We start from the raw sequence: 13,430 nt of genomic DNA on the forward strand, positions 1-13,430 counted from the left end.
CAAATGATCGTCGCCGAGTACACCCTCCCCGGCATCCACGTCCGCGACCACCGGGTGCCCGCGCCGCTGGACTGGTCGGCGGCCGGCACCGGCCCGTCCATCTCCCTCTTCGCCCGGGAGCTGGTCGACGCCTCCCGCCGCGACGAGGACCTGCCGTGCCTGCTCTACCTCCAGGGCGGTCCCGGCGGCAAGTCGCCCCGCCCGGTCAGCGCCACGGACGTCGGCTGGCTCGGCCCCGCGCTGAAGGAGTTCCGGGTGGTGCTGCTCGACCAGCGCGGCACGGGCCGCAGCTCACCGGTCGACGGCGAGACGATGAAGGCGTTCGGCACGGGGGCGGCGGGCGCCGGGTTCCTGGCCTGCTTCCGCGCCGACTCCATCGTGGCCGACGCGGAGCACCTGCGCCGCACCGTCTTCGGCGGCCGGCCCTGGATCACGCTCGGCACCAGCTACGGCGGCTTCCTCACGCTGACGTACCTCTCCCAGGCGCCCGAGGGCGTCGCCGCCTGCCTGGTCGCCGGCGGGCTCGCGGCGATCCGGCCGTCGGCGGACGAGGTGTACCGCCGCACGTACCCGCGCGTCGAGGCCAAGAACCGCGTCTACCAGCGGCGCTACCCGGCGGACGCCGAGGTGGTGCACCGCGTCGCCGACCTGCTGGCGGCCGGGGAGGTCCGGCTCCCCGACGGCGACCTGCTCACCGTCCGCCGCCTGCAGACCCTCGGCCTCGACTTCGGCATGAAGCCCGGCTTCGAGCGGGTGCACTGGATCTTCGACGAGGCCTTCGCCGACGAGAAGCAGGAGCGCCTCACGGACACCTTCCTCTCGGCGGTGTGGCGCACCACCTCGTTCGCCGACCGCCCCCTGTTCACCGTCCTCCAGGAGAGCCTGTACGGCAGCGGTCCCGGCGCCGCCACGGCGTGGGCCGCCGAACGGGAGCGCGCCCGGCACCCGGGCTTCGCCCCCGACGCGAGGCCGCTGCTGTTCACCGGCGAGATGATCTACCCCTGGATGTTCGAGGAGATCGGCCCGCTGCGGCCGTTCGCCCCGGCGGCCGAGGAGCTGGCGGCCCGCACGGAGTGGACGGAGCTGTACGCCCCCGACCGCCTCGCCGCCAACGAGGTGCCGGTCGCGGCGGTCGTCTACCACGACGACATGTACGTGGACGCCGGCCTCCAGCACGAGACGGCCGCGGCCGTGGGGAACGTCCGCACGTGGGTCACGAACGCCTACGAGCACGACGGCCTCCACGAGGGTCCGGACGTCTTCACCCATTTGCTCGGGATGCTGCGGGACGAGGGTCAGCTCCCGAGGTTCGGGTAGCAGCAGGACGTCCGGCCCCGTCTCCCCCCCCTCGGGGCCGGAAGGGCCCGCCCTGGACCAAACCTCTCCCCGGTCCGGGGCGGGCCCGCTCACGTTCGAGCCCCGTCACGGCACGCGAAATCGCCCCGAACGCCAGGTGAACCACAGGTGCGCGAGGGGGAACGCCGGGTGAATCCGCGGATGATCGCGGAGAAGTCATACAACCGTACGTTCGCGCCGAACATCTGATGGGTGTCGGGAAAAAGCCGATCGCCGACGCCGGGCGGCCGCCCTGTCCTCCGTGGCAGCGGCACGTCCTCCGCGGTGGCGGCGACGCCCCCCGCGGCGGCACGTCTCCGCGGCGGTACCGGCGAACCACCGCACCCAGTCCTATGGAGCGATCGATGTCCCTTGGCCTCTTCGAGCGGGAGGCGCGACCCGCCGCGCCGTCGCTCACGGCCCCCGCCCCGAGACCGGGGCCCGGGGGCAGCCGGTTGCGCGCCCTCGACGGGCTCCGGCTCGTGGCGGCGCTGATGGTCTGCGTCTACCACTACGCCGGCCGGGGAGGCGATGTGACCCGGGCCTGGCACGGCCAGGCGTGGCACCTGTTCCCGCATCTGTCGCGGTTCGCCACCTACGGGTGCCTCGGCGTGCAGGTGTTCTTCGTCATCAGCGGCTTCGTCATCTGCATGAGCAGCTGGGGCCGGGGCGTCGGCGACTTCTTCCGCTCCCGCGTCTCGCGGCTCTACCCGGCCTACTGGGTCGCCATCGTCCTGGTGACCGCGGCCTGCCTCGTCCTGCCGGCGGTCGCCAAGCCGCTGCGGCCGCACGAGATCCTCGTCAACCTCACCATGCTCCAGCAGCCGACCGGCGTCCCCCGGGTGATCGGCGTCGACTGGACCCTGTGGAACGAGGCCAGGTTCTACATCCTGTTCGCCCTCTTCGTGATCTGGAAGGGCACCACCTACCGCAGGGTCGTCGTCTTCTGCTGCCTGTGGACCATCGCGACCGCCCTCGCCCAGGTCGCCGACAACCCGCTCATGAACGAGATCGTCATGCAGGACAGCGCCCCGTTCTTCATCGGCGGTCTCGCGCTGTACCTCATCCACCGGTACGGCAGCGACCTGCTGACCTGGGGCATCGTCGTCACGAGCTGGCTGCTCGGCCAGCACTACTCGACGGTCGCGCTCTGGCACCCCGGTTCGACGGCGGAGTTCCCGCACCGCTCGCCGTACGTGATCCTGCTGATCGTGACCTTCGCCTTCGCGTCCGTCGCGGCGGTGGCCCTCGGCTGGCTGCGCTGGGCGAACTGGAACTGGCTGACGTTCGCCGGAGCCCTGACGTACCCGTTCTACCTGGTGCACGAGCACCTCGGCTGGTTCGGGATCACCATCCTGCACCGCAAGTTCGGCCTCGACGCGCGGCTCACGCTCGTCGCCACGATCGCCGCGATGCTCGTACTCGCCTGGCTCCTCAACAAGTTCGTGGAGAAACCGATCGGGCCGAGGATGCGGCGCGCCATGAAGGCACAGGCGGAGCGCCTGCGCCCGGCATGAGAGCCGTGGGGCGCCCGGCGTGGGGGGCCGTGGCGCGTACGGCGCGGGGGCCGTGGCGCGCACGCCGTGAGGATCCGGCGCCCCTGTCCCGGTTTGTCATCGGACGTTCTCCGGTTCCCACGGCATACCCGTCGCGATACCCGTCGCGCGACCGTGTTGACTGCCGCAGCGCACCGCGCGCACGCGGGTGCGTTCATCATCTGAGGAGCTCAGTGAACCGCATACGAAGACCCATGGCTGTGGGCGTCGCCGGAGCCCTGGCCCTGTCGCTCGCCGTGCTGACCGCACCGGGGCCGGCCCAGGCCGCGCCGGCCGCAGCGCCGGACGTGGACACGCCGGTGGCCACGACCCAGCTCAACCGCGTCCAGCCGTCCGGCATCGCGTACTTCTGGGCGGGCACCTCCGGCTTGGAGTACTCGGCGGGCGACGGCCGCTCGCACTGGCTGGACTACCCGGGCGTCACCCCGCCGGAGCACGCGGGCCCGGATGACCTGGCCACCGGAGCGGACGTGGTCGTCTCCGGGCGGCCGGACGGCGGGGTCACGCTGGAGCACCGCTCCACGGGTGTGACCGCTTCGGTCACCTACTCGGAGGGGCAGTCGTTCTACGACGCCATCGGCTGGAACGTCCTGGTCAGCGACAAGACCAGCGGCGGCGTGCACATCCTGCGTCCCACCGCGGACGGCGGCACCAAGGACATCCCCCTCACCGGCATCCCGGCCGGCGCCCGGATCGACGCGTACCCGACCAGCGGCTCCGTGACCCATGTCGGCATCGTCTACACCCTGGACGGCACCACGTCGGCGGGCCTCGTCGACCTGGCCGACGGCAGCGTCCACACGTACATGACGAACGTCGCCCCCGTCGGTCCCCGCATGGTGTTCAACGACCGGTGGCTGGTGGTGGGCCGCGAGGCGATCCGCGTGGACGCGGCGCCCGGCACCGAGCCGGCGCCGGTCCAGTACCCCGCCAAGTCCCTCGCCGTGGTCGGCGACCAGCTCATGGCCGGCGACCCGGACTTCGTCTCCGGACCCGACGACGACAAGCTCACCGCCGTCTCCCTCACCACCGGCGCACAGCGCACGGTCCTCAAGGACTCGGACGGCACCTTCGGGCCCACCCTCGACGGCGGCATGCTCGCCACGGCCGGGACCTCGCCCACCGACTGGCATGTGTACCGCGTCCTGCCCACCGCGGACGGGGACGTGTCGGCACCCGAGGTGGTCTTCACCGTCCCCCCGCAAAGGGCCATAGTGGACGGCCTGATGCTGGCCGGCGGCGAGCTGCTGATGTACGGCAACGCCACGAACACCGCGAACGCATACGCCGCGTTCGCCGTCCCGCTCGACAAGGACGGCAGGCCCACCGGCGAGCAGGCCAGGCGCGGCCCGTACCTCGACTGGACGTCCTGCCTGTCCGGCGACGCCGCCTGCCCCCAGCTCCGACCGCTCGGCAACGGCCGCTACGCCGTGCTGTACACGGACTCGGACGGCAAGCAGTCCCTGGAGGTCGTCGGGCACAGCACGAACGTCGACGCGATCGACACCGTGGCCACCGGCGACTTGGGCGGCCGCCTCCCCTCGGGCTCCGGCCGGTACGTGCTCTACAACGGCGGCTCCGCAGGCGTGCAGAAGGTCGCGGACTTCGCCGGCCCCGGAGGCATGGACGGCACGATCACCCTGGACCGCCCCCGCACCGCCGCGGCAGTCTGGGGACAGCGCCTGTGGACGCCGGGCAGCACCAAGGGCTCGGTCGTGGCCTATGACCTGAAGGCGAAGCGGAACGTGGCGACGGTCAACACCGGTGCGCCGTGCACGCCCAGCGAGATCCAGGCCGTGGACACGTGGCTGTACTGGACGTGCGGCGCCACTGGACCGGCGGGCGTGTACGACCGCGCCGCGGGCCGTGCCATCTCGGTCCCGTCGGGACCGGCCGCCCTCGCCGACGGCTACCTCGTCCGCGAGGACCGCACGACCCACGTCCTGTCCCTGACGGACTTCCACACCGGCACGGCCGCCACCCGGACCCTGGCGGTGCTGCCCGCCCAGGACCAGAACACCGGTGGCGACACGGGCCGTTGGACGGCCGACCGCTTCGGCGGCAACGTGGCCTACCTGACAGACGGCGGCAAGGTCGCCCTCGTCACGGCGGGCGTGCCCACCACACCGCTGGCACAGATGGAGGCGCAGACCGACGCGGCCACCGCCACCACCGGCGACCCGTGGCGCCCGATCTGGCAGCTCAGCAAGCCGTCGACGTGGACCCTGAACCTGTTCGACGGCAGGGGCACGATCGTCCGCACCCTCACGGGCGCCTCGACGGCCGCCGCGGTCGAGCCCTCGTGGAACGGCGCCTGGGACAACGCGTCGCGGGTCCCTGGCACGTACACGTGGGAGCTGACGGCGAAGCCGAGGGACGGCCAGGGGCCGGACCTGAGCGTCACGGGTACGACGACGGTCAAGTGAGCCGGCGGTAGCCACGGTGCGGCCCGCGTCCATCCCCCCCGGACGCGGGCCGCACGGCGCCTTTCGCAAAACCGCGGCGGTCCGCGAACGGAATGCGGAATACCGGTTTCTTGCTTACCGGGGAACTTTCCGTTCACGCATTCGCCGGTCGGCTCATGCGCCTCATGACGGCAGTGCGTGGTCGGCGCTCATCGCCGATCCGGCAGGGTGATTATTTACAAGGCCCGGCGCTGTTCTCCCGGCCGATGGCCGAGATCCGTGACGCCGTTTCAATTTTCCTCGAAAGTTGAACGTTGCAGGTGGCAGGGGTGCATCCCTAGTGTCCCGGCATGGAGGCGACGAGCCGAGCCAGAAGGAATCATTCCGGTTTCCGCCGGCGGATTTCCTCAAGGCTCCGCTCGTCCGGGCGCATTGCTCCGGGACTCGATCCGGGCCCTGTCGACAGGGTTGCCGTCATCGGAGTTCGAGTCGGAAAGGCAATGTGTGAAACCCCTGTCCGTTCGTCAGCAGAGAGGACTCGCACATGTCCCGTACCGAGAACGTCGATGTCGTCGTGGTGGGCGGCGGCCCGGCCGGTTCCACGATCGGGGCCCTGCTCGCCAAGGCCGGCCATTCGGTGCTCATCCTGGAGCGGGAGCGCTTTCCCCGCTACCACATCGGAGAGTCGATGGTGTCCGGCATGGCACCGCTCATGGAGGAACTGGGCCTCATAGAAGAGCTGGACGTGCGCTTCCAGCACAAGAGCGGCATCTCCCTGCGGTGGGGCAGGGACCCGGAACCGTGGCGCAGTGACTTCTCCGCGGCCTTCTCCTCGACGGGCAGCCACTTCACGCACGCCTGGCACGTCAGGCGCGGCGAGTTCGACGAGCTGATGCTGGACAACGCGCAGAAGCTGGGCGCCGAAGCGCGCCAGGAGGCTCAGGTCACCGAGATCCTGCGTGACGACGCCGGGGCGGTGACCGGCGTGGTGTACAAGCACGGCGGTGAGTCGCACCGTGTCAGCAGCCGCTTCGTGGTCGACGCCAGCGGGCAGAACCGCCTGCTGACCCGCGAGCTGACGCAGACCACCTGGCAGGAGGACCTGCGCAACGTCGCGGTGTGGAGCTACGTCGACTCGTACCACCCCATCGAGTACAAGGACGACATCCTCGTCGAGGCCATCCAGGGAGGTGGCTGGGTGTGGGGCATCCCGCTCTCCGAGACCACGCTGAGCGTCGGCTACGTGCTGTCCGCGGAGAAGCTGTCCGAAGCCACCCGCGGGGGCCGCAGCCATCGGGACGTCTTCATCGAGTGCCTTGAGGCCAGCCACGTGGCCAAGACCATGATCGACCCGGCGGCCGTCGGCGAGCTGCGCACGGCACGGGACTGGTCCCACGTGAGCGACACGTTCCACGGTCCGGGCTGGGTCGCGGTCGGCGACGCCGCGGCGTTCATCGACCCCCTGTTCTCGTCCGGCGTGTGGCTCGGCACCTCCGGCGCGTGGCTCGCGGCGCGGGCGATCGGGGCGGCACTGGAGGACCCGGAGCAGGAGCAGCGCGCGCTGGAGAGGTTCGATGAGCTCTACCGCCAGCTGTTCAAGGACATCCTGGGCTACGTGCGCTTCTTCATGGACCCGACCCGGCTGCGCGAGGAGTACATGGAGCGCGCCCAGGAGATCCAGAAGATGGTCACGTCGAGCTCCCGCGTCGGGTTCATCTCGATGATCTCCGGCGTGGGCGCCATCGCGGACGTCGTGAACTTCGACCCGATGGGCGTCGAGGACGTGGAGGACGTCCTCCAGGAGTGGGACGAGCAGACCGCCGCGAGCGCGGCGGGAGGCGAGGGCGCGGCCGAGCGGCCCGGGGCGGCCGGACCCGAGGCGGCCGGGCCCGGGGCGGGGCGTGCGGAGGCCGTCGGGGCCTGAGCACGCACCTTCCCGAGCTCGCATCTTCCCGGGTGCCCGAGTGCCCGAGGGCCCGAGGGCGCTTCATGGGCTCTTGCGGGTTCTGCCCTCCCCCTGCCGGCGCCGCGTGCGGGCCAACGCCCGTACCCGGCGCCGGCTGCCGTGCGGTGGCCGTCCGCGCACCTCCTCAGGGCCGCGGGGCGCCCGTGCCGGCACGGAGCCGTGCCGCCCCACGGGCGGGGGAGCGGGCGGAGAATCAGGCGTAGGAACCGGTCCCGGAAGGCTGAGGACCGCGCGGGGCGGGGCGGCGCCGGCCGGCGTCCGGCAGGTTCTGCTGTTCCTGGGCGGCGCGGACGGGCCGCGGGCACGCCGCACGCGCGATCTCCGTGAGGCGCTTCAGCTGGAGGTACGACTCCCCGAGCGCGCTCTTGAGTTCCGCCACCTCCGCCAGCAACTGCTGCTCGCGGTGGCTGGAGTGGTCGGGGGCGGATTCGAGGCCGAGGCGTCCCGCGGTGATGAAGCGCCGCTTCCAGTTGCAGATGGCCTGGTCGGACACGCCCGCCGTGCGTGCTGCCTGAGCGGCCGTCATCTCGCCGGCGAGGATCGCCAGGACGAGCGTGACCTTCTCCTCCGCGGGAAGGGCGGGGGGACGGGGCATGGAAGTCTCCCTCGCATACGGGTGGGTCGTGAGGGCACCGGCCCCTCGGGTCGGGCCGGCGCGGCGCCAACAGGAAACACCAGCAGCCGACCGGTGTCCGCCCCTGGCCGAGGCAGGTAACTGCAGTGGCAGGCTGCTGCCTGCGCGGCGCCGCGTGCCCGGACGGTACCGGAGGAGCGTCGGCGGACCTGCCGAGGTGCCCGGCCGTCCGGGGCGGGCGCCGGGCGCCGCCGGACGGCCGGGTGGCGCGGCGCTACCGCCTTGCGCCGGCCTTGGGCGCGCCGGCCGCGGGTGCCGGGCCGACCTCCGGCAGGCCGAGCTGGAACCGTCCGAACTGCGCGGAGTCCCGGGCGGCGAAGAACCGCTGCATCAGGTCCTCCTGGTCGAACGCCTCGTCCATCCGCTCCCGGAGCTTCTTCAGCACCTCCCGCGGGCCCTCCGGGCCCCCGAAGCGGAGCAGTTCGGCGCACATGGCCTCGTCCTCGCGGAGCTGGTCCAGCACCCACCGGGCCAGGTCCAGGCCGGTGGTGCAGGGGATCGAGCCGGTGACGTGCAGGGAGGGGCCCTCCTCCGTCACCGGGTCGTGCCAGAAGCCGCGCGGCAGGAAGAGCACGTCGCCGGGGGAGAGCACCAGGTCGGCGACCGGCTCCGCGGGCGGCGTGCCCATCGCCGAGTCCCGGGGGTGCATGGAGTGCTCGTTGCGCCCGAAGATGCGCCACCGCTTCCTGCCCTGGAGCTGGATGGCGAACACGTCGTGGTTGTCCCAGTGGGCGTTGAAGCCGCCGGTGGCCGTCCAGGACGCGTAGAGGTTGAACTCGAAGTCGCTGAGGAGCCTGCCCTCGAAGGCGAGGGAGAGCTCCGAGAGGCCGGGGTGGATCTCGTCCGCGTACCGCATCGCGAGGGTGTGCCCGGAGGCCAGCGCCGCCCGCAGCCGCACCGGGTCGATGCGGATGCGCTGGCGTCCGCGGCGGGCCACGCGCGCGTCCATGTAGGCGGCCTCGGGGAGTTGCTTGCCGTCCCGCGACAACCGCATCTGCGGGGATCTGAGCGGATGCGTCTGGAGGATCTCGTTCAGGTCGTCCCAGCCGAAGAGGTCCCTGATCTTCTCCGCGGCACCGGGAAACACGCGGTGTTCGTGGTGGTAGGTCCGTGCGAGGAAGTCGCCTGCCAGCAGTGTGGAGACGAAGTCGTCGACCGCGTGCGAGAGTTCTCGCGTCTTTTCCATGGCTCCTCCGTTGTCTCATCGGCTCACGAGCCGATGGTGGTGTGTCCCCTGTTCCGGTCCTCGGCACGGTCGGACGCTCCTGCGTGAGGAGCGCCACCGTGCCAGGAGGCCGGCGCACCAGCCGCGTTCGTCAGATCCACTGCCGGCGTGACGCCCGCACGCCGGCCTCGAAACGGCTTGACGCGCGTAGCCGCTCCATCAGCTCCGCGACCATCCGCCGTTCCGTGCGCACCCCGATGCCGAGTGCCCGCGCCACGGCGTCGTCGGTGAGACCGGTGGCGAGCAGCTGGAGCAGCTTGCGTTCCTGCGGCGTGAGTTCCCCGGGCTCCGCCTCGCGCGAGGAGGCGGCCTGGTCGAACGGGCTCGCATGATCCCAGTAGGCGTCGAACAGCGCCCGCATGGCCAGCACCACCGGTCTGCTGCGGAAGAGCAGTGCGGAGGTGGCCTTCTGGCCGGGCAGTCCGGAGACCAGTGCCGCGGTCGTGTCCGCGATCAGCAGCCGCATCGGCAGCGAGGGCGCGGTACGGATCTCGCAGTCGTGCGCGGCCATCCACTGGGCGTGCGCCCTGGTGGCCCGGTCCCGGGTGATGCTGTGGATGAAGATCGAACGGGACCGTACCGCCCGCGCCAGGGCCCGCTCGTTCAGCGGCCGGGTGGCCTCGATCGACTTCTCGGCCGGCCCGCCCGCGGTGTGGAAGGCCAGCAACTCCCGCTGGCAGGACTCGGTCAGGGACTCCAGGCAGTTGCGGATGTCGTCGATGCCGTCGAGTTGCTCGGTGCCGTCCGCGGAGCCCGTCCTGCTCTCCGCCATGTACTCGGCGGCCAGGGCGGCGAGCGCCACGCGGTTCTGCTCGATGCGGTGCTTGCGCCAGGCCAGTTCGTCCTGCTCCCGCTGGAACAGGACCTTCATGCCGAGCGACGGGTCCACCGCGCGCAGCGCCCCGGGGGTGTCCCGGGACGGGGCGAGCAGTGACAGCTCGGTGAGCCGGGCGATGGCCGCCTTCACCGCGTCGCTGTCGCTGCGGACCAGTCGGGCGAGCTTGTGCGGATCGTGTTCCTTGTGGAACAGGACTGCGCGATAGACGTTGAGTGTCTGCTGGTCAAGCGGAGATACCTCTGGCACGTGATCCTCCCCCGAAGCGATCCGGTGCCCGTGTATCCGGGCAGCCTCATAGGGGCGGCATCGCATGCATGAGCGGACCACCCCCGTAAGTCGCTCATATATTCGTCACACTACCCCCTCTGGGCTCTCCCGTCCCGTTCCCGCTGTCACATTCCTGTCTCCTGCGGGGGTGTGGCACCCGAACTGCCCCCGCCGGGTGCCCTCGTGTGCTATTGCGGCGGTGCGCCGCGCGGCCGGTTGGCCGGTTGGCCGTCGGCCGGGCGGCCCTCGGCCGGGTGGTCGACGGCCGGGCGCTCCTCGGCCGTGTGGTCGTCCACCTACTTTCCTGTCGGGAAAGAACGTGCTACTTTCCAAGTAGGAAAGTACGGGACTCTCCGGGAGGGGTGAGGGGATCCATGGAGCCTGGCGACGCGCAGGGGGGAAGCCTCCCTGGCGCACGGACCGTGAAACCCGATGACGCGCTGGCCGCGCTCGACGACATCCGCAAGCGGCAGGAGCAGTCCGGCATGGCCGAGCTGGAGTACGGCCTGTCCCGCTTCTACCTGCTGCTGGCGGCGGTGCTGCTGTTCGCCGCCTTCGCCTCCTACGACCTGCCCAATCCCTGGGGCGGCGCGGTGCTGTTCCCGGGTGTCGTGCTGCTGGCGCTGATGGCGTTCACCTACGTGTTCCGCGCGCCCGTCCGGGGCAGGCCGGGGACCGCGGCCTGGCTGGTGGCGGTCGTCTGCGGGCTCGTCGTGGTGGGGGCCTTCCGCGGCCTGGCGGCGGCGTTCGGGGCGGGTGGGGTGCCTGTGCCGCACCTGATCGCGGGGGTGGTCGTGGTGGGGGCCTGCCTGCTGGTGGCACCCCCGGCCCGCCGGGCCGCGGAGGCACGGGTGCGGCGTCGGAGGAGCGGTGGAGCTGATGGACAGCGACTTCGATGAGTTCCTGCACGCGCCCGCGCGGCTGACGATCGTCGCCCTGCTGGCCCCCGCGGAGTGGGCGGAGTTCGGATTCCTCCGGGATTCGATCGGGACGAGTGACTCGGCGCTGTCCAAGCAGGTGTCGGCGCTCGCCGCCGAGGGGTACGTCGACGTACGCAAGCAGGCGGGCACCGGTGGCCGGCGCACGCTCGTACGGCTCACGCCGTGGGGGCGGGGGGCGTTCGTGCGGCACGCCTCCGCGCTGGAACGGATCGCGGCCGCGGCGCGCGGTGCGCGGGCGGGCCACTCCGAGGAGGTGTGACCCCTCCGAGCGGTGCCGTGTGCGCGTGAGCCGTCGGTGCTCGCGGACACGTCCACCCTGCCGCAGTCCAGTCCAGTCCAGTCCAGACCAGTGCAGTGCAGTGCAGTGCAGTGCAGTGCAGTGCAGGCAGTGCAGTGCTGTCCATTGCAGTGCACTTCGGTGCCCTGCCGTGCTCGGCCCTGCCCTGCCATCCCGCACGGGCGCGCGATCCGGCGCCCCCTCCCCTCCTCCGTCCCGTGGTGTTCCACGAGCAGTGACGTTCATGACCTGTGGTGTTCACGCAACGTAACCGACCAGAGGCATAGAGGCATGATTGACGTAAGAGAGCTGACGAAAGAGTACGGAACGACCCGCGCCGTCGACGGACTCACCTTCCGGGTCGAACCCGGGCGGGTGACCGGATTCCTCGGGCCCAACGGCGCCGGGAAGTCCACGACGATCCGCGCGATGATCGGCCTGGACCGCCCCACCTCGGGCGAGGTCCTCATCAACGGCAAGCGGTACGAGGACCTGCCCCGCCCCCTGACCACCGTGGGCGCGCTGCTGGACGCCCGTGCGGTGCACGGCGGGCGGAGCGTGCGGGGACACCTGGTGGGCCTGGCCCTCAGCAACGGCCTGCCGATGCGGCGCGTCGACGAGTTGCTGGAGACCGTCGGGCTCGCGAGCGTGGCGAACAAGCGGGCCAAGGGACTCTCCCTCGGCATGGCGCAGCGCCTGGGCATCGCCGCCGCGCTGCTCGGCGACCCGCAGGCGCTGCTGCTCGACGAGCCGGTGAACGGCCTCGATCCGGAGGGCGTGAAGTGGATCCGCGACCTGATGAAGCGCATGGCCGACGAGGGCCGTGCCGTCCTGGTCTCCAGCCATCTCATGAGCGAGATGGCGCTGACGGCCGGGCACCTGGTCGTGATCGGCCGCGGCCGGCTCCTCGCCGACACCTCCGTCGACGATTTCATCACGGGCAACTCCCGCTCCTACGTCCTCATCCGCACCCCGGAGCCCGAGCGCATGTGCGACCTGCTGGCGGCCGAGGGGATCCACGTGGACCGCGGAGCCGACGGATCCATCGAGGCGGTGGGCGCCGACACCAGGACGGTGGGCGCCCTGGCGGCCGAGAACCGGGTGCCCGTCTACGAGATCACCACCCGGACAGCCTCTCTGGAGGACGCCTTCATGAAGTTCACCGCGGACGCCGTCGAGTACCACGCGCAGCAGGAGGTGGCCCGATGAGCAGTCCTGTGAACGGGGCCGTCGCCTTCGAGTGGTCCAAGATGCGCACCCTGCGCCCCATGCTGTGGAGCCTCGTGCTCTACGTCGTCGCCAGTCTCGCCCTCGCGGTGCTCACCGGAGCCGTCGTACAGCACCAGTACGCGCACAAGCCGGCCCCGTCGTCCTTCGACCCGATCTCCACCGGGTTCAGCGGGCTGCGCCTCGGGCTGATCGCGCTCGTGATCTTCGGGGTGATGATCGTCACCAGCGAGTACTCCTCGGGGACGATCCGGGGCTCGCTGGCCGCGGTGCCCCGGCGCGGGGTCTTCTACGCGGCGAAGATGCTCACCGGCGGGCTCGCGGCGCTCGTCGTCTCGGTCGTCGCGGTGCTCACCAGCTTCTTCGTCACCCAGGCCACCATGGGCGACGCGGAGCGGGTGTCCCTCGCCGACGACGGCGTGCTGCCCGCGCTGATCGGGGCCGTGCTGTACACGACGCTGCTGTGCCTGTTCTCCATGGGGCTCGCAGCCCTGCTGCGCTCCACCGCGCTGACCATGGGCATCCTCGTGCCGCTCTTCTTCACGGTCTCGACGATCCTCACCAACATCCCCGGGGTCGGGAAGGTCGCGCAGTTCCTGCCCGACGTGGCCGGCGGGATGGTCCTCTACCGGCACGCGCCCGACGGATACGTGCTCGACGCGTGGAGCGGGATGGCGGTCCTCGCCGTGTGGACCGCGGCCGCCGGGGTCGCCGGCTACCTGGCGGTGCGGCGCCGGGACGCCTGACGGGGCGGGGTCG

Annotated in this window: 11 protein-coding genes; 8 read left to right on the forward strand and 3 right to left on the reverse strand. The window is 71.5% G+C overall.

Features of this window, described 5'->3' with window-relative positions; genetic code table 11:
• Positions 1-3 precede the first annotated feature (3 nt).
• The 4 genes from Sm713_RS11340 (at position 4) to Sm713_RS11355 (ending at position 7,220) form a co-directional block, all read left to right on the forward strand.
• Positions 4-1,317, forward strand: a complete 1,314-nt coding sequence (locus Sm713_RS11340; protein ID WP_212909494.1) for an alpha/beta fold hydrolase — start codon at positions 4-6, stop codon at positions 1,315-1,317.
• Positions 1,318-1,700: 383 nt separating this feature from the next.
• Positions 1,701-2,852: an acyltransferase gene (locus tag Sm713_RS11345; RefSeq protein WP_212909495.1), complete on the forward strand. Its 1,152-nt coding sequence runs from the start codon at positions 1,701-1,703 to the stop codon at positions 2,850-2,852.
• A gap of 233 nt (positions 2,853-3,085) precedes the next feature.
• Positions 3,086-5,317: a hypothetical protein gene (locus Sm713_RS11350; protein WP_212909496.1), complete on the forward strand. Its 2,232-nt coding sequence runs from the start codon at positions 3,086-3,088 to the stop codon at positions 5,315-5,317.
• Positions 5,318-5,840: 523 nt separating this feature from the next.
• The gene (locus Sm713_RS11355) at positions 5,841-7,220 is read left to right on the forward strand and encodes an NAD(P)/FAD-dependent oxidoreductase (RefSeq protein WP_212909497.1); all 1,380 of its coding nucleotides are present in this window, start codon (positions 5,841-5,843) and stop codon (positions 7,218-7,220) included.
• Between the two features lie 235 nt (positions 7,221-7,455).
• Here the strand turns inward: Sm713_RS11355 and Sm713_RS11360 are convergent, their stop codons facing one another.
• The 3 genes from Sm713_RS11360 to Sm713_RS11370 all read right to left on the reverse strand — a co-directional run bounded on the left by Sm713_RS11360 (position 7,456) and on the right by Sm713_RS11370 (position 10,205).
• Positions 7,456-7,857, reverse strand: coding sequence for a helix-turn-helix domain-containing protein (locus tag Sm713_RS11360; RefSeq protein WP_212909498.1), 402 nt, complete (start codon positions 7,855-7,857; stop codon positions 7,456-7,458).
• Between the two features lie 253 nt (positions 7,858-8,110).
• Complete coding sequence (locus Sm713_RS11365; protein ID WP_212909499.1) at positions 8,111-9,082, reverse strand: cupin domain-containing protein; 972 nt, start codon at positions 9,080-9,082, stop codon at positions 8,111-8,113.
• Positions 9,083-9,212: 130 nt separating this feature from the next.
• A complete protein-coding gene (locus Sm713_RS11370) occupies positions 9,213-10,205 on the reverse strand; it encodes a LuxR C-terminal-related transcriptional regulator (protein ID WP_212909500.1) in 993 nt (330 codons plus the stop codon).
• 443 nt (positions 10,206-10,648) lie between these two features.
• Here Sm713_RS11370 and Sm713_RS11375 point away from each other — a divergent pair, with 443 nt between their 5' ends.
• From Sm713_RS11375 to Sm713_RS11390, 4 genes are all read left to right on the forward strand, one after another.
• Positions 10,649-11,125 (forward strand): hypothetical protein, encoded by a 477-nt coding sequence (locus Sm713_RS11375; RefSeq protein ID WP_212909501.1) that lies wholly within the window; start codon positions 10,649-10,651, stop codon positions 11,123-11,125.
• Positions 11,106-11,426: a transcriptional regulator gene (locus Sm713_RS11380; protein ID WP_212909502.1), complete on the forward strand. Its 321-nt coding sequence runs from the start codon at positions 11,106-11,108 to the stop codon at positions 11,424-11,426. Before Sm713_RS11375 ends, Sm713_RS11380 begins: the two co-directional genes overlap by 20 nt.
• 309 nt (positions 11,427-11,735) lie before the next feature.
• A complete protein-coding gene (locus Sm713_RS11385; RefSeq protein ID WP_212909503.1) occupies positions 11,736-12,653 on the forward strand; it encodes an ATP-binding cassette domain-containing protein in 918 nt (305 codons plus the stop codon).
• Positions 12,650-13,417, forward strand: a complete 768-nt coding sequence (locus Sm713_RS11390) for an ABC transporter permease (RefSeq protein WP_212909504.1) — start codon at positions 12,650-12,652, stop codon at positions 13,415-13,417. Before Sm713_RS11385 ends, Sm713_RS11390 begins: the two co-directional genes overlap by 4 nt.
• Positions 13,418-13,430: the final 13 nt, after the last annotated feature.

Origin of the sequence: Streptomyces sp. TS71-3, from assembly GCF_018327685.1 — a bacterium.
In the GTDB taxonomy this organism is placed as follows: domain Bacteria; phylum Actinomycetota; class Actinomycetes; order Streptomycetales; family Streptomycetaceae; genus Streptomyces.

Bases quoted from the DNA above. Each gene is read 5' to 3' on its own strand.
- Sm713_RS11340 (WP_212909494.1), top strand. From the start codon at position 4: ATGATCGTCGCCGAGTACACCCTCCCCGGCATCCACGTCCGCGACCAC.
- Sm713_RS11345 (WP_212909495.1), top strand. From the start codon at position 1,701: ATGTCCCTTGGCCTCTTCGAGCGGGAGGCGCGACCCGCCGCGCCGTCG.
- Sm713_RS11350 (WP_212909496.1), top strand. From the start codon at position 3,086: ATGGCTGTGGGCGTCGCCGGAGCCCTGGCCCTGTCGCTCGCCGTGCTG.
- Sm713_RS11355 (WP_212909497.1), top strand. From the start codon at position 5,841: ATGTCCCGTACCGAGAACGTCGATGTCGTCGTGGTGGGCGGCGGCCCG.
- Sm713_RS11360 (WP_212909498.1), bottom strand. From the start codon at position 7,857: ATGCCCCGTCCCCCCGCCCTTCCCGCGGAGGAGAAGGTCACGCTCGTC.
- Sm713_RS11365 (WP_212909499.1), bottom strand. From the start codon at position 9,082: ATGGAAAAGACGCGAGAACTCTCGCACGCGGTCGACGACTTCGTCTCC.
- Sm713_RS11380 (WP_212909502.1), top strand. From the start codon at position 11,106: ATGGACAGCGACTTCGATGAGTTCCTGCACGCGCCCGCGCGGCTGACG.
- Sm713_RS11385 (WP_212909503.1), top strand. From the start codon at position 11,736: ATGATTGACGTAAGAGAGCTGACGAAAGAGTACGGAACGACCCGCGCC.
- Sm713_RS11390 (WP_212909504.1), top strand. From the start codon at position 12,650: ATGAGCAGTCCTGTGAACGGGGCCGTCGCCTTCGAGTGGTCCAAGATG.